A 20,331-nucleotide genomic window follows, 5' to 3' on the forward strand; every position below is an offset into this window, starting at 1 on the left:
GCGTCGCGGCTCGCCGGCGAGCGTGCGAGTCGGCGACCCGGAGGGGAGCCGGCGAAGGAGCGAGCGCATGAGCGCAGTCGTCGTCGACGACCTGCACAAGTCCTACGGCGAGGTCGAGGCCGTGCGCGGCGTCAGCTTCGAGATCGCCGAGGGCGAGGTGTTCGCGCTGCTCGGCCCGAACGGCGCGGGCAAGACGACGATCGTCGAGATCCTCGAAGGATTCCGCGAGCGTTCGCGCGGCTCGGTGCGCGTGCTCGGCTCCGATCCCGCCGACGGCGGGCGCGAGTGGCGTGAGCGCGTCGGCATCGTGTTGCAGACGTGCGGCATCGATCCGTTCTTCAGCGTGACCGAGACGCTCCGCTCGACCGCGCGCGTGTACCCGCACCCGCGTCCCGTCGACGAGGTGATCGAGCTCGTCGGACTCACCGAGCAGGCAGGCACGCGTGTGATGCGACTCTCGGGCGGTCAGCAGCGCCGCCTCGACCTCGCGCTCGCGCTCGTCGGCGATCCCGACATCGTCTTCCTCGACGAGCCGACGACCGGCTTCGACCCGTCGGCGCGCCGCGCGTCGTGGGATCTCATCGAAGGCTTGTGCCGGCTCGGCAAGACCGTGCTGCTCACGACGCACTACATGGAGGAGGCGCAGCGGCTCGCCGATCGCATCGTCGTGATCTCGCAGGGCGCGATCGTCGCCGACGGCACGCCCGAGACGATCGGCGGACGCGACTCCGCCGCGACCGTCGTGCGGTTCGTTCTGCCCGCGGGCGCGGTGCTCGGCGACCTTCCGATCGCGGGCGCCATGCTCGACGACGACGGTCTCGTGTCGATCCGCACCGACGGTCCGACGCGCGTGCTGCACGAGCTCACGGCGTGGGCGCTCGCGCGCGGCGGCGAGCTCGCGAGCCTCGAGGTGCAACGTCCCTCGCTCGAAGACGTCTACCTGGACCTCACCCGATGAGCGACGCCGCCCTGCTCGGCGACCAGTTCGTCGAGGAGCAGAAGCGCTTCTGGCGCAACCCGACGAGCGCGGTCTTCACCGCGCTGTTCCCGGTGATGTTCCTCGTGATCTTCGCGGCGTTGAACTCGAACAACCGGATCAAGGAGCTGCACGACATCCGCTTCGCGCAGTACTACGTGCCGTCGATCGTCGCGTTCACGATCTTCTCGGCGTGCTTCGTGAACCTCGCGATCGCGACGACGTTCCGGCGCGAGATGGGTCTGCTGAAGCGGGTTCGTTCGACGCCGCTGCCGCCCGCGATCTTCATCGGCGGTGTCATCCTCAGCGCGTTGTTCGTCGGCGCGTTCCTGTCGGTGCTCGTCACGCTCGTCGGCGTCGTGTTCTACGGCGTGCACTTCTACGCGGCGCGACTGCTCGCCCTCGTCGTGACGTTCGCGATCTCGTCGGCGTCGTGCTGCGCGCTCGGTCTCGGCATCACGACGTTCCTGCCGAACGCCGACGCCGCGCCCGCGGTCGTCAACTTCATCTACTTCCCGATCGTGTTCATCTCGGGAACCTTCTATCCGATCGACTCCGGCTCGGCGCTCGCGAAGATCGCGAACGTGTTCCCGGTGCGCCACGTGATCCTCGCGGTCTTCGCGGGCTTCGATCCGGTGCGTAGCGGCGCCGGATTCGAGTGGAACCACCTCGTCGTGATCGCGGTGTGGGGACTCGCGGGCCTCTTCGTCGCGGTGCGACGGTTCCGTTGGGAGCCGTCGAAGTAGTCGCGCGGCTAGGAAGCGCGCGTCGCCGACGCGGCCTTCGAGGCGAGCTCGAGGATGCGCGCGGTGCAGCCCGCCATCTCCACCGGCGGGAGCAGCTCGTCGACGATGCGGCGCGCGATGCGGCGGAACTCGGTCGCGGCGGGCCCGTCGGGCACCGCGAGCACCGCGGGTCGGCCCTCGTCGCCGCCGGTCGACACCGCGGGCTCGATCGGGATCTCGCCGATGAGCGGCGCGCCCGTGAGGGCGGCGAGACGCTTGCCTCCACCGCTGCCGAAGATCGCGAAGTGCTGGCCGTCCGGCGTCACGAGCTCCGACATGTTCTCGACGACACCGAGCACCTTGAGATAGCTGCGGCGCGCCATGTCGGCGACACGCGCCGCAACCTTCTGCGCGTTCTTCGCCGGTGTGGTGACGACGAGCATCTCGGTCTGCGGCAGGAGGCGCGACAGCGCCATCTGGATGTCGCCGGTGCCGGGCGGCATGTCGAGCAGCAGGTAGTCGAGCGCGCCCCAGCGCACGTCGGTGAGGAACTGCTCGAGGGCCTTCGACAGGATCAGGCCCCGCCACATCAGCGCGGTGTCCTCGTCGTCGACGAGCAGACCCATCGACACGACCGCGATGCTGCCCTTGGGTCCCGACGGGTCGTCGAGGTTCGCGACCTCGATGACGGACGGTTCGATCTTGCTCTGGTCGGCCGCGTCCTTCTTCGCGCCGAGCCGGCCCGACACGCCGAGCATGCGCGGCACGCTGAATCCCCAGATGTCGGCGTCGAGCACGCCGACGGAGAGCCCCTGCGCGGCGAGCGCGGCCGCGAGGTTCACCGTCACCGACGACTTGCCGACGCCGCCCTTGCCACTCGCGATCGCGAGGACGCGCGTCGTCGCGCCGACCTCGGTCTCGGGCGCGCGATTCGTCGCCTCGAGCCGCGCGCGCTGCATGACCGCCGAGCGCTCGGCTTGCGTCATCTCCGCGTACTCGACGTCGACCGCCCGCACGCCGGGCAGGCCGTGGACCTTCGAGATCACGTCGGCCTTGATCTGACCCCGGAGCGGACAGCCCGCGGTGGTCAGCGCCACCTTCACCCGCACGTCGCCGTCGGGCGAGACCTCGACGTCGCGCAGCATCCCGAGGTCGACGATGCTGGCGCCCAGCTCCGGGTCACGGACCCCGGCCAGGATGCTCCGCACCGCCGTGGCGTCGGGGGCTTGCGGACTGGCCATGCGTTCCACCGATGGGTCGGGGTCGGGGTGCCGCACCCTCCATCGGCCGATGCGATCGCCGGGTGCGGCGAATAAAACACGAGCGGGTTGAAAATATGCCCGGTGGCAGGTACCGTCAAGCCGGAATGGACCCGCTCGCAGTGATCCAGGCGCTCGGCGACGAGACGCGTGCGTTGCTGTACCGCGAGCTCGCAGGTTCGCCCCGCCCGCTCGGTGCGCCCCAGCTCGCGGAGCGCCTCGGCCTGCACACGAACACCGTGCGCATGCACCTCGAGCGGATGCGCGAGGCCGGGCTCGTCGACGTCGAGTCCGTGCACCGGGGCACGGTCGGCCGGCCCCAGCACGTGTACACGCTCGCGAGCGACGCGCCGGGGCTCGACTTCGATCCACCCGCGCACGCGGTGCTCGCGGGTCTGCTCGCGGCGATGGCCGAGCGGTTGGGCGGCGACGCGATCGACGCCGAGGCGACGGGCCGCGAATTCGGCCTCCAGTCGGCGCGCCGCACCCCGTCGGGCAAGTGCGTCGACGTGCTCGTACAGCAGTTGACGGCACTGGGCTTCGACCCGGCGGTCGAGCAGGACGGCGACGGCACCCGCATCGCGTTCCTGCAGTGCCCGTTCCGCGACCTCGCCGAGGCCTATCCCGAGCTGGTGTGCAACCTGCACCGCGGGATCTGCGCCGGCACGCTCGAATCGGCCGGTGGCGGAAACATGGAACACTTCTCCACGTTGTACGACCACGACCCCTGCCACGTGCGGGTCGTGGCCGGATCCGCCAAGTAAGCCCCCAGGAGGGATCGATGATCGCGCTCACCGACGCAGCCTCGACGAAGGTCAAGGAGCTCCTCGACGCCGAGGGGAACCCGCAGATGTTCCTCCGGGTCGCAGTGCGCCCGGGCGGTTGCTCGGGGATGAGCTACGAGATGTTCTTCGACAGCGACCTCGCCGCCGACGACATCCGCACCGAGTTCGGTCCCGTGAACGTCGTCGTCGACCCCGCGAGCGAGCAGTACCTCACCGGCGCGACGCTCGACTTCAAGGACGGCCTCCAGGGCGCCGGGTTCTCGATCAACAACCCGAACGTCACCCGCACCTGCGGCTGCGGCCAATCCTTCTCGTAGCGCTCGCTCCGCTCGCCGCTACCGACGCCTCAGCCTCCAGGCGAGGTCGCGCTGCTCGCTCCGCTCGCGAGCTGTCGCGCGTACGAGGTCTGCCGCCGGTCAGCTGACGAGCTGCTTCAGGAGCGCGTCCATCTCGGTCTGATCGAACGCACCGTCGAGGCGGCCGGTCACGACGCCGGTCTTGTCGACACCGAACAGCCATGGCTCGCCGGTGAGCGGACCCCACGCGTCGACGGTCGGGATCAGATCGGTCGTCTGGTCGTTCTTGTAGATCTCGACGTGCACGAAGTCGATCTGGTCCTGGTACTCGGGTCGGAGTTTCAGCAACGTGTCGAGCACCGGTCCGCAGTAACGGGTCTGACAGCGCGCCGGCGTCGCGAACATCACCGCGACCGGCCGGCCCTTCCCGATGAGGTCGGCGAGCGACGTCGTGTGCAGCGGGCACTGCGGCACGCGCGTGCAGATCGGATGCACGCCGAGCGTGTTCGTGACCGTGGGTGACGCGGCGCGCGGCGCGGGGTCGCCCGCGATCGGCGACACGTGCTGCTTCGGGACCTGGAACACGAACCGACTCTTCGTGCCCTGGTAGTCGAGCATGCCGCTCCAGATGCCGGCCTGGTCGAGCGTCGCGTCGATCGAATAGACGCCGCGGAAGTCGGGCAGTCCCTTGCCGCGCGCGTCGGCGGTCACGAAGTGAGTCGGTTTCGAGCCCGGCGGCGCGATCGCGACGCGCACGGGCACTCCTGACGCGAAGCCTTCCTTCGCCGTGAGCGCGAACGCGAAGCGTTGCGGTTTCGGGCTCGCGTAGAGGTCGATCGACACGATGCCCGGCGCGACCTGCGTGAAGTGGTCGTCGGAGGCATTGGGAGCGCCATTGCTCGCGCTCTTCGTGCTGCCGCACGCGGCGAGCAACGCGGCACCGCCGCCGACCGCGAGGAAACGCCGTCGAGAGAAGGGATCGGGAGACACGCTGCGTATCCTGCCCGGCGGAGGTGCGTGTGTCCGATCGGGTGAGCTTCTCGTGCGACGGCGCGCCCGTCGATGTCCCGATCGCCGCGGGCGAGACGCTCCTCACGGTGCTGCGTGAGCGCCTCGGTCTCGTGTCGGTGAAGGACGGGTGCGCACCGCAGGGTCAATGCGGGTGCTGCACGGTCCTCGTCGACGGCGAGCCCCGCGTCGCGTGCGTGACGCCGGCCGCGCGCGTCGAGGGCCGCGGGGTCACGACCGTCGACGGGCTCGACCCGGGTGTACGCGACCGGCTGGTCGACGGCTTCGTCGCGTGCGGCGGATCGCAATGCGGCTTCTGCACGCCCGGGATCATCGTGCGCGCCGCGTCGCTGCTCGAGCAGGGGAAGACGGCGCGGGCCGACATCGACCGCGCGCTCGCCGCGCACCTGTGCCGCTGCACGGGATGGCTTCCGATCGTCGATGCGATCGAGCGTGCTGTGGCGCCGGAGGCGGTCGCGGTCGCGCGCGACCTGGCGGCCGCGGCGCGCCGTGCCGAGATGGAGGGCGGGGTCGCGCAAGACGTCGATCGAAACGTGCCGCGCGGCGCGGCCGGATTCGCCGACGACACCGCGCCGCGCGACGCGCTGGTCGCCGTGCCGCGCGCGCCGGGCGTGTCGACGCAGTCGGAGACCGCGTATGGCGTCGACTGGGTCGTTGGGGAGTCGCTGCACGCGGCGCGTGTCGCAGCCGGCAAGGTGCAGGGGCGCCGCACGACCCGCAGCGATCCGGTCGCACTCGCCGTACCCGACGCGCCGGCGGGCGGCGTCGCACTCGCGACCGGATGGGTCGAGCCCGCGTACCTCGAGCCCGACGCGTCGTGGTGCGCGCCCGGTGGCGAACCGGCGTCGCCGCTCGCGAACGGTGGCGCGTTCGGCGGCAAGGCCGCGTCGATCGCGCCGGCCGCGGCGCGCGAGCTCGCCGATCGCCTCGCCCGGCCGGTGCGGGTCGTGCTCGCGCGTGAGGACACCGTGCGGCTGGGTCCGAAACGTGCTCCGGTCGCCGCGACCGCGCGCTTCGGCGACGGCACGGTCGTCGTCGACGGTCGCGTCGCGCGCGGTGGTGAGCACGCGTTCGCGGATCTCCCGGTGGCCTACGGCATCGATGTCGAGTCGCGCTGGGAGCCGGTCGACGTCGTGGGTCCGCCGGTGTCGGATGGCTTGCGGGCATTCGGCCTCGCGGAGCAGGCCGTGCTCGTCGAGGGCGCGCTCACCGAAGCGGGCGTCGACCGCGCCGCGATCGCGACCGAGCGGGCCGCAACGGTTCTGCTCGACACTGCGGTCGTCGCGCCCTCGGGCGCGTGCGCGGGTGCGCGCGTCGCGATCGATCCCGAGCGCGGGCACCTCACGGGGGTCGAGGTGCGCGTCGCGGCCGGTGACCCCCTCGACGAGACCGTGCTGCGCTCGTACTGCATGGGTGCGGTGCACATGGCGCTCGGCTGGGTGCTGTCGGAGTCGCTCGCGATCGATCCCGTCGACGGCGCGCCGCTCGACCTCACGATCCGCTCGTTCGGTGTGATCCGCGCGCGCGATCTCCCGGCGGTCACGATCGAGCTCGTCGACGACGACGGTCCGCCGCTCGCACGCGCGAGCGACGCGGTGTTCGCCGCGGTCGCCGCCGCGACCTGGAACGCGCTCACCACCGCGGAAGGTGCGCGCCCACGCGCGTTCCCCGCACGCGAGACGCGCACCGCGCGCACCCTCCGACAGGCGTTGTAGCTACGGCGCCGCGCAGGTGGGCGCGTGCACGCGGAGGTTGAAGCTCGAGCCTCCGGGCTCCGGGGCGCGCGAGCACGTGGCCGCTCGCGTGCGTGAAGTGCAGGTCCGCCTCTCCGGGAACTGACCCGTCGGCACTGCCCGCCGTCCGGGCCCCCAAACCGAGCGTGATTAGGCTCGGCACCGTGACCGTCGAATCGCTGTCGACCCCGAGCGCGCCCGCGGCCGTCGGGCCGTACTCACCGGCCGTGCGTGCGGGCGACTGGGTCGTGCTGTCGGGTCAGGTCGGGCTCGATCCCGCGAGCGGCAAGCTGGCCGACGGCGTCGAAGCGCAAGCGCGGCAAGTGCTCGCGAACATCGCCGCGGTGCTCGCCGACTGTGGCGCAACGCTCACCGACGTCGCCAAGAGCACCGTGTTCGTGACCGACCTCGGCGACTTCGCGACGGTGAACGCGGTGTACGCCGACGCGTTCGGCGAACATCGACCGGCGCGATCGACGGTGCAAGTCGCCGCGCTGCCCGCGGGCGCGCGGGTCGAGATCGAGGTCTGGGCCCACCGGCCGGGATCAGGAGGCTGACGTGATCGGCGTGGTGCTCGTGCTGCTCGGCATGTTCGTCGTCGGACCCATCGGCGTGTTCGCGGTCGGCGTCGTCTGGAGCGCGCTGCACGGCTGGCTCGAGTCCGAGGACGCCGACGCGCGCGCGAACGCGCCCGCGGACACGAACGCCTAGGTCGTCTCGGGGGTCCAGCGCGACTGACCGAAGCGGTAGCCGACCGATCGCACGGTGTGGATCAGGTTGGCGTGCTCCTCGCCGAGCTTCGCCCGCAGCCGCCGCACGTGGACGTCGACCGTGCGCGCGCCGCCGTAGTACTCGTAGCCCCACACCCGCGAGAGCAGCTGCTCGCGCGTGAACACCTTGCCGGGATGCGTCACGAAGAACTTCAGGAGCTCGTATTCCATGTAGGTGAGGTCGAGCGGGTGGTCCTCGACCATCGCCTGGTACGTCTCGAGGTTCAAGGACAGCGACGAGTACGAGACGATCTCGGGATTCGCGCCGCGCCCGGCGCGGAACTGGAGGTGTCGGAGACGGACCTCGAGCTCGCGCGGGTGGAACGGTGAGAGGCAGAAGTCGTCGAAGAGGTCTTCGCGCAGCTCGAGCTCCGCGAGCTGCGTCCCGCTGACGAGCAGCAGCACCGCGTCGAGCGGGGTGTCGCCCTTGCGCATGGAGCGGCACACCGAGAACGCGGTCTCGGGATCTTCGTCGGCGCAGATCACCGCGCCCGCCCACCCTTCGGCCGGTTCCTGCTGGGTCGCGACCGACGCGTTGGCGACGGCCTTCCAGCGCAGCCCCGCGAGGTCGAGCGTCTGCGCGAGGAGCGCGGGCGGCGGGTCGGGAAAGACGAGCAACGGGGCCATGAGGGGATCCATCGTGCTACAGACGCGGGAGGAAGCGCTCGAGCTCCCACGGCGTCACCCCGACGATGTAGTCGTTCCACTCGCGACGCTTGTTGCGAAGGAAGTACTCGAAGAGGTGCTCGCCGAGCGTGTCGGCGACGAGCTCCGATCCCTCCATCACGCGTATCGCCTCGTCGAGCGATGTCGGCAGCGACGCGATGCCGGCCTTCGCTCGCTCCGAAGGCGTCATCTCGTAGATGTTGTTCGTCGCTTCGTCGGGAAGCTCGTAGCCCTCGTCGACGCCCTTGAGCCCGGCGGCGAGCAGCACCGAGAACGCGAGGTAGGGGTTGCAGCTCGGGTCGGGTGCGCGGTACTCGATGCGCGTCGACGATTCCTTGCCCCGTTTCAGCGGCGGCAGGCGTACGAGCGCAGAGCGATTGTTGCGGGCCCAGCAGATGTAGACCGGTGCCTCGTAACCCTCGACGAGTCGCTTGTACGAGTTCACCCATTGGTTCGTGACCGCCGTGATCTCGGGCGCGTGGTGCAGCAGGCCGGCGATGAACGCCTTGCCGACCTTCGACAGCCCGCACTCGTCGCCGGGATCGTGGAACGCGTTGACGTCGCCTTCGAAGAGGGAGAGGTGGGTGTGCATGCCCGAGCCGAACGCGCCGGCAATCGGCTTCGGCATGAAGGTCGCGTACACACCGAGGTCCTGCGCGACCTCCTTCACGACGAGTCGGAACGTCATCACGTTGTCGGCCATCGACAGCGCGTCGGTCCAGCGGAGGTCGATCTCGTGCTGGCTCGGCCCGTTCTCGTGGAAGCTGTACTCGACCGGGATGCCCATCGCCTCGAGCATCAGGATCGTCTTCTTGCGCAGCTCCGAGACCATGTCGTGCGTGGTGAGGTCGAAGAAGCCGGCGTCGTCGAGCGGCTCGGGGCGCTCCGCCGACTTGAAGTAGAAGAACTCCATCTCGGGCGCGGTGAAGAACGTGAAGCCCTTCTCGCGCGCCCGCTCGAGGTTGCGCTTCAGCACGAACCGCGGGTCGCCGGCGAGCGGGTCACCGTTGAAGTGCTGGATGTCGCAGAACATCCGGGCGACGGGCGCCTCGGTGCCGCGCCAGGGGAGCAGCTCGAACGTCGCCGGGTCGGGCTTCGCGAGGACGTCGGCCTCCTGGATGCGGCTGTAGCCCTCGATCGCGGAGCCGTCGAAGCTCATGCCCTCGATGAGCGCGCCCTCGAGCTCGGCGGGCGTGATCGAGAACGACTTCATCTGTCCGAGGACGTCCGTGAACCACATGCGGATGAAACGGACGCCGCGCTCCTCGACCGTGCGCAGCACGTATTCGTGCCCTTGCGCGTCCCGCCGTTCCATGTGGCCAGTGTACGGACGACTCTGTAGCGTGCCTCCGGCTGGACGGGCCCGGTAACAGAGCGTTCACATTCGGGCAACGGCCGCGAAATCGGGGACCGGAAATCTCCGGGCTACAGGCGGGATGGGGACATCCCCGGACGGACGCGAGGAGCGTGGCGTGAGCTACAAGGCCGAGTACATCTGGATCGACGGGACCCAACCCACGGCCCGTCTTCGGTCGAAGACGAAGGTCCTCGACGACGGTGCCGACCTCCCGATCTGGGGCTTCGACGGCTCGAGCACGAACCAGGCGCCGGGCAAGGCGTCCGACTGCGTGCTGACGCCGGTCTTCTCGTGTCCTGATCCGCTGCGCGGCGGCGACGACGTACTGGTGCTCTCCGAGGTGCTGCTCACCGACATGACGCCGCACCCGAGCAACACGCGCGCGCTGCTGCGGCCGGTCGCCGAGAAGTACGCGAAGCACGAGTCACTGTTCGGCATCGAGCAGGAGTACAACCTCTTCAAGGAGGGTCGGCCGTACGGCTTCCCGCTCAACGGCTACCCCGCACCGCAAGGCTTCTACTACTGCGGTGTCGGCGCCGACGAGGTGTTCGGCCGCGAGATCGTCGAGGAGCACCTCGACGCGTGCCTCGCCGCGGGTCTGTCGCTCTCGGGCATCAACGCCGAGGTCATGCCCGGCCAGTGGGAGTTCCAGGTCGGGCCGCTCGCTCCGCTCGACGTCGCCGACCAGCTGTGGATCGCGCGCTGGCTGCTGTACCGCGTCGCGGAGGACTACGGCATCGCCGCGACGATCGACCCGAAGCCGGTGAAGGGCGACTGGAACGGCGCCGGCTGCCACACCAACTACTCGACGAAGGCGATGCGCTCGTCGTACGAGCCGATCATCGCCGCGTGCGAAGCGCTCGCGAAGAAGGCGTCGGAGCACATCGAGAACTACGGCCACGGCATCGAGGACCGCCTCACCGGCCAACACGAGACGGCACCGTGGAACGAGTTCAACTACGGAGTCTCCGACCGGGGTGCGTCGGTGCGTATCCCGTGGCAGGTCGAGGTCGACAAGAAGGGGTACATCGAGGACCGCCGGCCGAACGCCAACATGGATCCGTACGTCGTCGCGCGACTCGTCGTCGACACGGTCTGCGGCGCGATCGACGCGTAACGCCTCACCAACCCACGCGTTTGGATCTTCGGTCCGGGCTGCGGCCCGGACCGAAGCGCGTCCGGCGTCGTGTCACGCGAGCGTCCGGTGGGTACGCCCGCGTCGATGACCGCGACGCGCGCGCCCGCGCAGAGCGACAGCCGGGCCGTCGAGCGTCCGTGGCTCGCGCTCACGGTCGTGTGCATGTCGGTGCTCGTGATCGTGCTCGACAACTCGATCATGAACGTCGCGTTGCCGTCGATCGAACGTGACCTCGGCGCGTCGAGCAGTCAGCTCCAATGGGCGGTCGACGCCTACACGCTCGTCTTCGCGTCCTTGCTGCTGACGGCAGGGACGCTCGGCGATCGATACGGTCGGCGCGGCACGTTGATGCTCGGGCTCCTGGTGTTCGGCGTCGGCTCCGCGATCGCGTCGTTCTCGACGACACCGACGCTGCTCATCGCGTTCCGCGCGTTCATGGGCCTCGGTGCGGCCGCGATCTATCCGACGACGCTCTCGATCATCACGAACATGTTCACCGGTCGCGAGCGTGGACGCGCGATCGGCATCTGGGCCGCGCTCGCCGGCGTAGGCGTCGCGCTCGGACCGATCGTCGGTGGACTGCTGCTCGATCACTGGTGGTGGGGCTCGGTCCTGCTCGTGAACGTGCCGATCGTCGCGGTCTCACTCGTGCTGCTGGCGATCCTCGTACCGACGTCGCGCGACGAACACGCGCCACCTGTCGATGTCCCCGGCGCGGTGCTGTCGGTCGTCGGTCTGACCGCATTGCTCTACGGGATCATCGAAGCGCCTCGCAACGGCTGGAGCTCGCCGACCGTCGTCGTGGCAATCGTCCTCGGTCTCGTCGTGATCGCGGCGTTCGCGCGCTGGGAACAGCACACCGATCACCCGATGCTCCAGCTGTCGTTCTTCCGCAAGGCGCGCTTCTCGGCCGCGTCGATCGCGCTGAGCCTCACGTTCTTCGGTCTCTTCGGCTACATCTTCCTGCTGACGCAGTATCTGCAGTTCGTCCGCGGGCTCTCGCCGCTCGCCGCGGGAGTGCGACTCGCGCCGCCCGCGCTCGGCCTCGCGATCGGCGCGCCGGTATCGCCACGACTCGTCGAGCACATCGGCACCAAGATCGTCGTGGCGGTCGGATTGAGCGCGGCCGCGGTGTCGCTGCTGCTGCTCGCACACGGATCGGTGCTCGCACACGACGTCTACCTCACGCCGGTGTTCGCGCTCTTCGGCTTCGGGATGGGGCTGACGATGGCGCCCGCGACCGAGTCGATCATGGGCTCCGTGCCGCGCGATCGCGCGGGCGTGGGATCGGCGGTGAACGACACGACCCGTCAGACGGGTGGCGCGCTCGGTGTCGCCGTGCTCGGCAGTCTCTTCGCGACGCGGTACAACGCGCGCATCGACGGCTTGCACCTTCCGGCGAAGGTTGCGAGCGCGGCGAAGGAGTCGATCGGTGCGGCGTTGCAGCTTGCGACGCATCTGCCCGGGCCCGCACGCGACCAGCTCGTCGCCAACGCGCGCGGCGGCTTCGTTGCCGGCATCGAGCTCGCGACCTACGTCGGTGCGGCGGTCGTCATCGGTGCCGTGATCATCGTGGTGCGCTTCCTGCCCGCGCGCGGCGACGACGACGAGGCCGAGGAGTGACCACGTCGCGGACGCGCCGCGATTCCACCGCGGTCGGGCCTGGGTACGACGCCGAGATGTCGATGCGAAGGAGGTAGCCACCATGGCGACGACGAAGCAGAAGGAAGCGGCGCGTCAGAACCTCGTGAAGGCGCGCAAGGCGCAGAGCGCGCGGGCACACGGGAAGCGCGTTCCGCGCCCGACGCAAGGAATGACGACGGCGGCGCAGAACCGACTCGATGACCAGGACTTCGCGTTTCCGAAGGAGCGCAAGGAACCGCTCACGGACGCGCGTCATGTGCGCAATGCGATCGCGCGTTTCGACCAGGTCGAAGATGTGTCCGACGCCGAGCGCGACCGCGCGTGGAAGCGAATCCGTTCGGCGGCGCGCCGGTACGATGTCGAGGTCGAAGCCGGCGACTGGCGTGAGCTGTTCCGCGGAGGCAAGGCGAAGAAGCGCTGATGCGAGCGAGGTGATCGCGGTGCTGCAAGCGCGTGGCGCGCTGATCGGTCCGGTCCTGTGTCTCGCGGCGGTGCCGATCACGATCTTCCTGTTGGTCGCGTCGCCGTGGCTGGGCCTCATCGGCGTCGCGCTCTTCACGGTCGGGTTGGGGCTGTCGCTGCGACCGGCCGCCAAATTCGGCGGTCGCCTCTTCGAGTCGATCGACCGCAAGCGTCGGTAACCCCTCGGCCGCGCGCCGGCTCGCACGGCCCCGCTCCGGTGGCGCGCTCGCGGCCCGGTACCGTACGCAGCGAGAACCCGAACCCGTGGCGCGGATGGGGCTGGCATGAGCGATCACGACGAACCGACCGAGTCTTCCGCGCCCGTGACCGCGGAGGTCGAGGTCGTCGCCGTGGGCGAGCCCGAGCCCACCGGCGAAGCGCCGACGCCGAAGTCGTCGCTGTTCGCCGCGGTGAACGCGCGACGGGTCTCGATCGCACTCGTGCTCATCGCGCTCGCGTGGCTCGGTGTGTGGGCGTACACGAGCGACTCCGCGACGACGAGCTCGAGTGGCACGGTCGCGACCGTCGCGCCACCCGCGAGCACGCCGAAGCAGCAGGGTCAGACGCACCGCGACAAGGGCTCGTCGACGACGACCCTCGCGCCACCACCGAACCTCCCGCGCACCGCGCAGGCCTACGCGACCGCGTTCATCGACGCCTGGGTGCGCAACGACCGGACCGGCGCGCTGCGCGTCTCCACGTCGCGAGTGGTCACCCACCTGTTCGCGCAGCGGCCGTCGCCGAACGAGCGGCTGGCGCCGCAGGGCTGTAAGCCCGCCGGCGCGTTCATGCGCTGCACGTGGAGCGCCGGGGCGAACAAGGTCGTGGTCCGTGTCCGCAACGCCAGCGGCTCCGACGCGATCCGCGTCGTCGGTGTGAATCTCCACAACTCCTGACCGGGCGGTCGGGTCGCGCGCGTGACGGTCGCGCCCCGCGTCGGTCTCGGGACGGCGGCCCGTAGACTTCCGTCATGGCGAAGGTGCGCATCGCGGCCGCACAGGTCAACACCGTCGTCGGCGATCTCGACGGCAATGTCGCGCGCATCATCGACGCGTACGAGGCCGCCGCGACCGCCGGCGCGGACCTCGTCGTCTTCCCCGAGCTGTCGATCACGGGCTATCCGCCCGAGGACCTCCTGCTGCGACCCGCGTTCGTCGCGGCCGCGGGCGAGGCGCTCGACAAGCTCGCGGCGCGCACGGGTCGTACCGCCGCGGTGGTCGGGTTCCCGGACGCGGCGCGCGACCTGAGCAACGCAGCCGCGGTGCTCGCGCACGGCTGCGTGCAGGGCGTCTACCGCAAGCATCTCTTGCCGAACTACAGCGTGTTCGACGAGCAGCGCTACTTCGTGCCCGGCACCACCTACGGCCCGCTCTTCGTGATCGCGGGCGTGCGCGTCGGCGTCTCGATCTGCGAGGACGCGTGGAGCCCGATCGGCCCGATCGCGCACCAGGCCGCGGGTGGCGCCGAGCTCGCGGTGAACCTCAACGCGTCGCCGTATTACGCGGGCCGCCTGCACGAGCGCGAGACGATGCTCGCGACGCGCGCGGCCGACGCGTCGATCCCCGTCGTGTACGCCAACCTCGTCGGCGGCCAGGACGAGCTGGTCTTCGACGGCGGCTCGCTCGTGTTCGACGCGCAGGGCGATCTCGTCGCGCGCGCGAAGCAGTTCGAAGAGGACCTGCTCGTCGTCGACCTCGACGTGCGGCCCGCGTTCCGCAAGCGTCTGCTCGACCCGCGGGGCCGCGCGCGTTCTTCAGCGCTCGACGAAGTCGTGGTGAGCGAGCCGCATCTCGCGTCGCGCGACGAGCGTCCGCGCTGTGAATCGGTCCTGCCGCCGGTGCACGAGGTGTACGAGGCGCTCGTGCTCGGCACACGCGACTACGTGCGCAAGAACGGGTTCAGCGACGTGCACATCGGACTGTCGGGCGGGGTCGACTCCGCGATCGTCGCCACGATCGCGGTCGACGCGCTCGGCGCGGATCACGTCACCGGCGTGCTCATGCCGTCGCGCTTCTCGAGTGATCACAGCATCACGGACGCGGAGGCGGTCGCGGCGAACTTGGGCATCGCCACGCTCCTCGTGCCGATCGAACCCGCACACGAGGCGTTCGAGACGATGCTCACCGACGTGCTCGCGAGCCGCCCGCCGAACCTCGCCGAAGAGAACGTGCAGTCACGCATCCGCGGCAACATCCTCATGACCATCTCGAACAAGCTCGGCTCGATCGTGCTCACGACGGGCAACAAGAGCGAGATGGCCACCGGCTACGCGACGCTCTACGGCGACATGGTCGGCGGTTTCGCGGTGATCAAGGATGTGCCGAAGACGCTCGTGTACGCGCTGTGCGCCGATCGCAACGAACGCGCGGGCCGCGAGCTCATTCCGACGAGCATCCTCACGAAGCCGCCGAGCGCGGAGCTGCGACCGGACCAGAAGGACAGTGATTCGCTGCCCGACTACGACGAGCTCGATCCGATCCTCGAGGGCTACGTCGAGGACGACCTCGGCACCGCCGACCTCGTCGAAGACGGATTCGACGCGAGCGTGGTGCGCCGCATCGCGGGCCTCGTCGACCGCAACGAGTACAAGCGGCGGCAGGCCCCGCCCGGCGTGCGCGTGTCGCCGAAGGCGTTCGGCAAGGACCGGCGATTGCCGATCACGAATCGCTGGCCCGGCTGAGTCGCGGTGGCCCGGCGCGCCCCGGCGGCGTGGGAGACGCGGCGACCGTTGCTGCCCGAGCTCGCGCTGGTCGCGGCGACGGCCGCGTACGGCTCGACGTTCAAGCTCGTGCAGAACGCGCTGCTCGACATCACGCCGCTCGGCTACATGGTCCTGCGGTTCGGCGTCGCCGCGCTCGCGCTGGCACCGTTCGCGTTCGCGAGCGGCTGGCGGAACCGCGAGCCTGACGCGCCGCGCACGACCGACGACTTCGCGACGTTCCTGCGCATCGGGATCGCGTTCGGCGTCATCGGTTTCGTCGGCTACTGGTTCCAGAACGTCGGCCTGCAGCACACGACGACGTCCGACTCCGCGTTCATCACCGGGCTGTTCGTCGTGTTCACGCCGATCATCGAGACGATCGTGCGCCGGCGCCGACCCGCGCGATTCGTGACGATCGCAGTCGTCGTCTCGCTCGTCGGTCTCTTCCTCTTGACCGGCGCGCGTTTCGACATCGGCTACGGGAACGCGCTCACCCTCGGCTGCGCCGCCGACTTCGGCCTCTGGATCTACGTCGGTGGCCAGCTCGCCAACCGCTTCGATCCCATCGCGCTCACGTGCGTGCAGCTGGTCGTCATGAGCGTGCTCTCGCTCCCATTCGTGCTCGCGACCGGCTTCGGCCACGCCAGCGGTCGCGTGTGGCTCGCCGTGCTCGTGACCGGCGTCGTCTGCTCGGCCGCGGCGTTCACCGTGCAGCTCTGGGGCCAGCGCCGGATCGAGCCCGCACGCGCGGCCGTCATCCTCCTGTTCGAGCCGGTGGTCGCCGGGTTCGTCGGCTACGCCGTCGGCGAGCGGCTCGGCGTGAAGGGCTACATCGGCGCGGTCGTGATCCTTGCGAGCATCCTCGTCGCCGAAGCGCCGTCGTGGATCTCCTCGGCGCGGGCCGCGAGCGCCGGCTGAGACGAAGGTCACACTGCTTGACCGCTTGGTCAAGCCCTGGGGAGACTGAGCGTCCACTGACTCGGGGGGCACGAGACCGTATGACTGCGACGCTGACCGCTCACGCGGCCGAAGGCGCGAGCGGAGCGAGGGTCGAGGCTCGCTGGCGAGCGTGCGGGTCGGCGACCCGACGGGGAGCCGGCGAATGAGCACCGCACGCGCACCCTTCGCACCGTGGGACCGGCGCGAGCTGCCGGGACTGTTCCCGGTCGAGGAGTCGGCGCGGCGCGTCGGCAACTACAAGTGGACCGAGATGCGCCTCTTCGAGGTGCTCGGCGGCTGGGTCGCCACCGTGCCCGAGCTCGACGTGAAGCTCGTCCTCGGCCGGCACACCTATCACCACGCGTGGCACGCCGAGCTGTGGCACAAGCGGTTGCCCGAGCTGCGCGAGATGAACCCCGAACGCATGACGAAGCCGGCCAACGACGAGTTCGTGAAGTTCATGGACGCGGTGCGCGAGCCCGAGGCGCCCGAGCAGACGATCGAGAAGCTCGTCGGCGTCTACCGCGTGCTGATCCCGCGCAAGATCGCGGCGTACACGTATCACCTCAACGGCACGAGCCGCATCACCGACGCACCGACCATCCGGTCGTTGAAGTTCGCGTTGCAGGACGAGTTCGAGGACTGGCGCGACGGCGAGATGCTGCTCCAGTCGTTGCTCGACACGCCCGAGAAGGTGGAGCGGGCGATGAAGCGTCAGGCCGAGCTCGAGGCGTTGGTCTTCGCCTCGGGGGGCATCGCCGGCCCCGGTAGCCTGGGCGACGCTCTGGAGCACAAGGAGAACGGCGCATGAAGAAGCTCCTCCCGGAATCCGAGCTGGCTCGCGACGAGCGCTTCGTCCGCAGTCGCATCGAGGACGCGATCCTCGACCCTCGCGGCCCGCGGCTCGGTCAGCGTGATCTCGGGCCGGCCAGGATGGCGGCCGACCGACCCGCCGCCGCCGAGCGCTCCCGCTCGCTGATGCACGGCATCTTCGTCGGCGAGATCCAGGCGCTCGAGGGCGCGGGCCGCACCTGCTTCGACTTCGACGACCAGGAAGCGCCCTTCCAGCTCAAGCTCGACATGGCCCGTCAGTGCTGGGACGAGTCGCGTCACTGCGAGATCTCGATCAAGCTCGGCGAGCACATGGGCACCGAGATCGGTGAGTACGGCGAGTCGACCTTCCTGTACGCGGCCGCGTGCAACCCCGACCCCGTGCTGCGCCTCACCGGTGTGAACCGCGCGCTCGAAGGCCTCGCGATCGACGTCTTCAACTCGATGAAGGAGTTCGGCGAGAGCTCGAGCGACCCGATCCTCACGTTCTGCGAGGACTGGATGCTCGCCGACGAGGTGACCCACGTGAAGATGGGCTCCGACTGGCTGCGCCGGCTCTGCGAGAAGGACCCCGAGCGGCTCGAGCGGGCGCTCGAGTTCCAGCGCACGGTCGACAAGATCTTCAGCCTCGGCGGCTTCCGCGGCGAGAGCGAAGAGAACCCGATCCAGCTCGCCCGTCGCTTCCGGGAGCTCGCCGGCTTCACCGACGAGGAGAACGACGAGATCGCGGAGATCGCGCGGCAGGCCCAGGCCGACGCCGAGGCGATGGTCCAGGCCGCGCAAGGCTGAACCCCGGCCCCTGTCATGAGCCGCGTCCGCATCTCGCCCGACCCGTTCACCGTCGTCCCGTACGAGGTGCCGGTGCTCGCCGGCATCGTCGAGGATGCGGCCGCGCTCATCGGGTTCCCGCCCGAGGTCGAGATCGACGTCGAGGTCGACGAGGACCTGCCGCACCCGCTCGTCGGCACCGCGTCCGACGTCGTCGACGGCCGCGCGGTGCTCTGGACGTCGGGCGGCAATCTGGAGGACCCGCAGCGCACGCGCAAGTTCTCCGAGCCGACCGCGCGACTCGAGCTCACGCAGATGCTGATGCGGGCGAACGACCGCCTCTCCGACGGCTTCGCGTCGGCGCCGCCCGACGTCGAGCTCTCGCTCGCCGAGCGCGCCGCGTGGGACGTGTGGACGCACGCGCGTGCGGGGCGGCTCGGTCTGCCGACGCGGCGAACGCGCATTCTCTACGACTTCCGCCTCCAGCACGGCTTCACCGACGCGGCCGACGCTGCCTTCGACCGCCTGTGGGAAGCGGAGACGCTCACGTGGAACGGGCTGCGGGAGATCTGCAAGGAGACCGGCGCGGCCGACCGCCCGCCGACGAAGATCGCGCCCGACCTGCTGCGCAAGAAGTAGTTCGGCGCGCGTCGTTCAGAGGCGGTCGCGGATGCGGTCGGCGACGTGCTCGCCGGAGCGGATCGCGCCCTCCATGTAGCCCTGGAACGCGAACGAGGTGTGCTCGCCGCAGAAGAAGCGGGTGCCTTCGGTGACGCCTTCGTAGCCGCCGAAGCCGGTGAACTGACCGAGCCGGTAGAACGAGTACGCGCCGTGGTGCCACGGGTCGAGAGCCCACGCGTCGCGGTACGCGCGCCCGCGGTACGCGGCAGTCATGCCGGGGAACAGCGGCTCCATCTGTGCGAGGAAGCGCTGCACGTCGGCCGCCGGCGCGGCGCCGTGATCGACGCCCGTGCGCGGCACGCCCGCGGGGCCGCCGAGATAGCCGAGTGAGATCGAGTGCGATCCGGGCTGGCCGACCGTCTCGTCCCACGCCTCCTCGAAGCGGTCGGGTGCCGAGTACGAGCTGCCGCTGCGCCCGTTCGCGCGCCACGGGCTGCCGGCGACCTGCACGTGCAGCTTCAGGTTCGTTCCCATGCCCATCGTGTTGATCGCGCGGCGCTTGCGGTCGGAGAGCGTGAGCCCGGACACCTCGAGCGTGCGCAGGACGCGGAACGGGAGCGCGAACACGACGAGGTCGGCCGTCACGTCGAAGGTGTGCTGCCCGCGCTCGAAGGTGAGTTTCGTGGCGCGACCCGTGGGTGCGTCGCACGCGGCGAGCAGGTGCACGCCGGTCTCGATCGTCGCGCCCGGGAGCTCGTCGACCATGTGCGAGACCACGAGGTCGTTGCCGCCGACGACGTGCCACCGCTCGTCGGTGCCGTCGAGCGGGAACGGGTCGTCGCGCGGCGCGTCACTCAGGAGGTAGATCAGGTTGAGCGCGGAGGTCTGCTCGAGCGGACCGCCGTACTCGCTGAGCACGTTCGTGAGCATCAGCTTGCCGAACCGGCTCTCGGTACCGCCGGGAATGTTGCGCTCGACCCAGTCGGTGACCGGTACCTGGTCGAGGGCGGCACCGGCCGCGGTGTGGTGGTCCCATTTCTGGGGCCAGGGCGCGCGGCGCGCGGCGTCCTGGAAGGCGGGGTACGCCGCAGCCCAGTCGGCGAGCAGGTCGGCGCGCGAATAGCGCGCGCCGTCGAAGAAGAAGGTGTCCGGGTAGCCGCGCTGCGCGCCCCCGTCGACGTCCTCGAGCTCGAGACCGAAGCGATTCACCAGCGCGCGCAGGTGCGTGTGCTCGCTCGACACGAAGCCCCCGCCGTGCTCGCCGATCTGGTCGTCGGCGAAGAAGCCGCGCAGCGTCCACATGCGCCCGCCGATCCGGTCGGCGGCTTCGTAGACCGTCGATCGGATGCCGTGATCCCACAGCGCGTGCGCGCACCGGACACCCGCGCCCCCGCCGCCGACGATCACGATCCGCGGCTGGTCCTGCGCGGCGGCTCGCGGCAGCCGGCGACCGATGGTCAGCGCAGCCGCGCCCGCGAGCGCGCCGCCGAGCACGGCTCGCCGCGAGATCGTGCCGTCGTCCAGCGCACCGTCGAGGACCTCGTCGACGGGAACGCCGGTCCGGTACGCCGCATCGTGTGCGCCTGCGATGCGCCGGAGTTGCCGGGTCAGAGGGGTGCGCGCCCTCATCG

22 protein-coding genes are annotated in these 20,331 nt (G+C 70.2%); 17 read left to right on the forward strand and 5 right to left on the reverse strand.

Annotated elements, in window-relative coordinates; all coding sequences use genetic code 11:
* Window positions 1-67: 67 nt before the first annotated feature.
* On the forward strand, window positions 68-958 hold the full coding sequence (locus tag VH914_06030; protein HEX4490747.1) for an ABC transporter ATP-binding protein: 891 nt from the start codon (window positions 68-70) through the stop codon (window positions 956-958).
* Window positions 955-1,722 carry an ABC transporter permease gene (locus VH914_06035; GenBank protein HEX4490748.1) on the forward strand — a complete coding sequence of 256 codons (768 nt, stop codon included), beginning with the start codon at window positions 955-957 and terminating at the stop codon, window positions 1,720-1,722. Before VH914_06030 ends, VH914_06035 begins: the two co-directional genes overlap by 4 nt.
* A gap of 8 nt (window positions 1,723-1,730) precedes the next feature.
* On the opposite strand, the gene VH914_06040 is transcribed toward VH914_06035, so the two are convergent.
* On the reverse strand, window positions 1,731-2,942 hold the full coding sequence (locus VH914_06040) for an Mrp/NBP35 family ATP-binding protein (protein ID HEX4490749.1): 1,212 nt from the start codon (window positions 2,940-2,942) through the stop codon (window positions 1,731-1,733).
* A gap of 125 nt (window positions 2,943-3,067) precedes the next feature.
* Here VH914_06040 and VH914_06045 point away from each other — a divergent pair, with 125 nt between their 5' ends.
* Window positions 3,068-3,724: a helix-turn-helix domain-containing protein gene (locus VH914_06045; GenBank protein HEX4490750.1), complete on the forward strand. Its 657-nt coding sequence runs from the start codon at window positions 3,068-3,070 to the stop codon at window positions 3,722-3,724.
* A 17-nt stretch (window positions 3,725-3,741) separates the two neighbouring features.
* A complete protein-coding gene (erpA, locus tag VH914_06050) occupies window positions 3,742-4,062 on the forward strand; it encodes an iron-sulfur cluster insertion protein ErpA (protein HEX4490751.1) in 321 nt (106 codons plus the stop codon).
* Between the two features lie 99 nt (window positions 4,063-4,161).
* On the opposite strand, the gene VH914_06055 is transcribed toward erpA, so the two are convergent.
* Window positions 4,162-5,031, reverse strand: coding sequence for a hypothetical protein (locus tag VH914_06055; protein ID HEX4490752.1), 870 nt, complete (start codon window positions 5,029-5,031; stop codon window positions 4,162-4,164).
* 29 nt (window positions 5,032-5,060) lie between these two features.
* Here VH914_06055 and VH914_06060 point away from each other — a divergent pair, with 29 nt between their 5' ends.
* The 3 genes from VH914_06060 to VH914_06070 all read left to right on the forward strand — a co-directional run bounded on the left by VH914_06060 (window position 5,061) and on the right by VH914_06070 (window position 7,514).
* Window positions 5,061-6,785, forward strand: a complete 1,725-nt coding sequence (locus VH914_06060; GenBank protein ID HEX4490753.1) for a 2Fe-2S iron-sulfur cluster-binding protein — start codon at window positions 5,061-5,063, stop codon at window positions 6,783-6,785.
* 182 nt (window positions 6,786-6,967) lie between these two features.
* Window positions 6,968-7,360: a Rid family detoxifying hydrolase gene (locus VH914_06065; GenBank protein ID HEX4490754.1), complete on the forward strand. Its 393-nt coding sequence runs from the start codon at window positions 6,968-6,970 to the stop codon at window positions 7,358-7,360.
* Window position 7,361: 1 nt separating this feature from the next.
* Window positions 7,362-7,514 carry a hypothetical protein gene (locus VH914_06070; protein HEX4490755.1) on the forward strand — a complete coding sequence of 51 codons (153 nt, stop codon included), beginning with the start codon at window positions 7,362-7,364 and terminating at the stop codon, window positions 7,512-7,514.
* On the opposite strand, the gene VH914_06075 is transcribed toward VH914_06070, so the two are convergent.
* The gene (locus tag VH914_06075) at window positions 7,511-8,200 is read right to left on the reverse strand and encodes a response regulator transcription factor (protein HEX4490756.1); all 690 of its coding nucleotides are present in this window, start codon (window positions 8,198-8,200) and stop codon (window positions 7,511-7,513) included. The genes VH914_06070 and VH914_06075 overlap by 4 nt on opposite strands.
* Before the next feature lie 16 nt (window positions 8,201-8,216).
* On the reverse strand, window positions 8,217-9,554 hold the full coding sequence (locus VH914_06080; GenBank protein ID HEX4490757.1) for a glutamine synthetase family protein: 1,338 nt from the start codon (window positions 9,552-9,554) through the stop codon (window positions 8,217-8,219).
* A 157-nt stretch (window positions 9,555-9,711) separates the two neighbouring features.
* On the opposite strand from VH914_06080, the gene glnII reads away from it, so the two are divergent.
* The 10 genes from glnII (at window position 9,712) to VH914_06130 (ending at window position 18,718) form a co-directional block, all read left to right on the forward strand.
* Window positions 9,712-10,713, forward strand: a complete 1,002-nt coding sequence (glnII, locus tag VH914_06085; GenBank protein HEX4490758.1) for a glutamine synthetase GlnII — start codon at window positions 9,712-9,714, stop codon at window positions 10,711-10,713.
* A gap of 105 nt (window positions 10,714-10,818) precedes the next feature.
* On the forward strand, window positions 10,819-12,357 hold the full coding sequence (locus tag VH914_06090) for an MFS transporter (GenBank protein ID HEX4490759.1): 1,539 nt from the start codon (window positions 10,819-10,821) through the stop codon (window positions 12,355-12,357).
* An 82-nt stretch (window positions 12,358-12,439) separates the two neighbouring features.
* A complete protein-coding gene (locus VH914_06095; GenBank protein HEX4490760.1) occupies window positions 12,440-12,799 on the forward strand; it encodes a DUF6582 domain-containing protein in 360 nt (119 codons plus the stop codon).
* Between the two features lie 19 nt (window positions 12,800-12,818).
* Window positions 12,819-13,019, forward strand: coding sequence for a hypothetical protein (locus VH914_06100; protein HEX4490761.1), 201 nt, complete (start codon window positions 12,819-12,821; stop codon window positions 13,017-13,019).
* Window positions 13,020-13,124: 105 nt separating this feature from the next.
* Window positions 13,125-13,736, forward strand: coding sequence for a hypothetical protein (locus VH914_06105; protein HEX4490762.1), 612 nt, complete (start codon window positions 13,125-13,127; stop codon window positions 13,734-13,736).
* Between the two features lie 74 nt (window positions 13,737-13,810).
* Window positions 13,811-15,520, forward strand: coding sequence for an NAD+ synthase (locus tag VH914_06110; GenBank protein ID HEX4490763.1), 1,710 nt, complete (start codon window positions 13,811-13,813; stop codon window positions 15,518-15,520).
* 6 nt (window positions 15,521-15,526) lie between these two features.
* On the forward strand, window positions 15,527-16,459 hold the full coding sequence (locus tag VH914_06115) for a DMT family transporter (protein ID HEX4490764.1): 933 nt from the start codon (window positions 15,527-15,529) through the stop codon (window positions 16,457-16,459).
* A 184-nt stretch (window positions 16,460-16,643) separates the two neighbouring features.
* The gene (locus tag VH914_06120; protein ID HEX4490765.1) at window positions 16,644-17,291 is read left to right on the forward strand and encodes a hypothetical protein; all 648 of its coding nucleotides are present in this window, start codon (window positions 16,644-16,646) and stop codon (window positions 17,289-17,291) included.
* Complete coding sequence (locus tag VH914_06125; protein HEX4490766.1) at window positions 17,288-18,100, forward strand: DUF455 family protein; 813 nt, start codon at window positions 17,288-17,290, stop codon at window positions 18,098-18,100. Before VH914_06120 ends, VH914_06125 begins: the two co-directional genes overlap by 4 nt.
* A gap of 15 nt (window positions 18,101-18,115) precedes the next feature.
* The gene (locus VH914_06130) at window positions 18,116-18,718 is read left to right on the forward strand and encodes a hypothetical protein (GenBank protein ID HEX4490767.1); all 603 of its coding nucleotides are present in this window, start codon (window positions 18,116-18,118) and stop codon (window positions 18,716-18,718) included.
* Window positions 18,719-18,733: 15 nt separating this feature from the next.
* On the opposite strand, the gene VH914_06135 is transcribed toward VH914_06130, so the two are convergent.
* Window positions 18,734-20,329: an NAD(P)/FAD-dependent oxidoreductase gene (locus VH914_06135; GenBank protein ID HEX4490768.1), complete on the reverse strand. Its 1,596-nt coding sequence runs from the start codon at window positions 20,327-20,329 to the stop codon at window positions 18,734-18,736.
* Between the last annotated feature and the right edge of the window lie 2 nt (window positions 20,330-20,331).

The organism is Acidimicrobiia bacterium, from assembly GCA_036271555.1.
Classification (GTDB): domain Bacteria; phylum Actinomycetota; class Acidimicrobiia; order IMCC26256; family PALSA-610; genus DATBAK01.

Bases quoted from the DNA above. Each gene is read 5' to 3' on its own strand.
- VH914_06090 (HEX4490759.1), top strand. From the start codon at position 10,819: ATGACCGCGACGCGCGCGCCCGCGCAGAGCGACAGCCGGGCCGTCGAG.
- VH914_06030 (HEX4490747.1), top strand. From the start codon at position 68: ATGAGCGCAGTCGTCGTCGACGACCTGCACAAGTCCTACGGCGAGGTC.
- VH914_06105 (HEX4490762.1), top strand. From the start codon at position 13,125: ATGAGCGATCACGACGAACCGACCGAGTCTTCCGCGCCCGTGACCGCG.
- erpA (HEX4490751.1), top strand. From the start codon at position 3,742: ATGATCGCGCTCACCGACGCAGCCTCGACGAAGGTCAAGGAGCTCCTC.
- VH914_06135 (HEX4490768.1), bottom strand. From the start codon at position 20,329: ATGAGGGCGCGCACCCCTCTGACCCGGCAACTCCGGCGCATCGCAGGC.
- VH914_06045 (HEX4490750.1), top strand. From the start codon at position 3,068: ATGGACCCGCTCGCAGTGATCCAGGCGCTCGGCGACGAGACGCGTGCG.
- VH914_06040 (HEX4490749.1), bottom strand. From the start codon at position 2,942: ATGGCCAGTCCGCAAGCCCCCGACGCCACGGCGGTGCGGAGCATCCTG.
- VH914_06120 (HEX4490765.1), top strand. From the start codon at position 16,644: ATGAGCACCGCACGCGCACCCTTCGCACCGTGGGACCGGCGCGAGCTG.
- VH914_06125 (HEX4490766.1), top strand. From the start codon at position 17,288: ATGAAGAAGCTCCTCCCGGAATCCGAGCTGGCTCGCGACGAGCGCTTC.
- VH914_06095 (HEX4490760.1), top strand. From the start codon at position 12,440: ATGGCGACGACGAAGCAGAAGGAAGCGGCGCGTCAGAACCTCGTGAAG.
- VH914_06080 (HEX4490757.1), bottom strand. From the start codon at position 9,554: ATGGAACGGCGGGACGCGCAAGGGCACGAATACGTGCTGCGCACGGTC.
- VH914_06035 (HEX4490748.1), top strand. From the start codon at position 955: ATGAGCGACGCCGCCCTGCTCGGCGACCAGTTCGTCGAGGAGCAGAAG.
- VH914_06110 (HEX4490763.1), top strand. From the start codon at position 13,811: ATGGCGAAGGTGCGCATCGCGGCCGCACAGGTCAACACCGTCGTCGGC.
- VH914_06130 (HEX4490767.1), top strand. From the start codon at position 18,116: ATGAGCCGCGTCCGCATCTCGCCCGACCCGTTCACCGTCGTCCCGTAC.
- VH914_06075 (HEX4490756.1), bottom strand. From the start codon at position 8,200: ATGGCCCCGTTGCTCGTCTTTCCCGACCCGCCGCCCGCGCTCCTCGCG.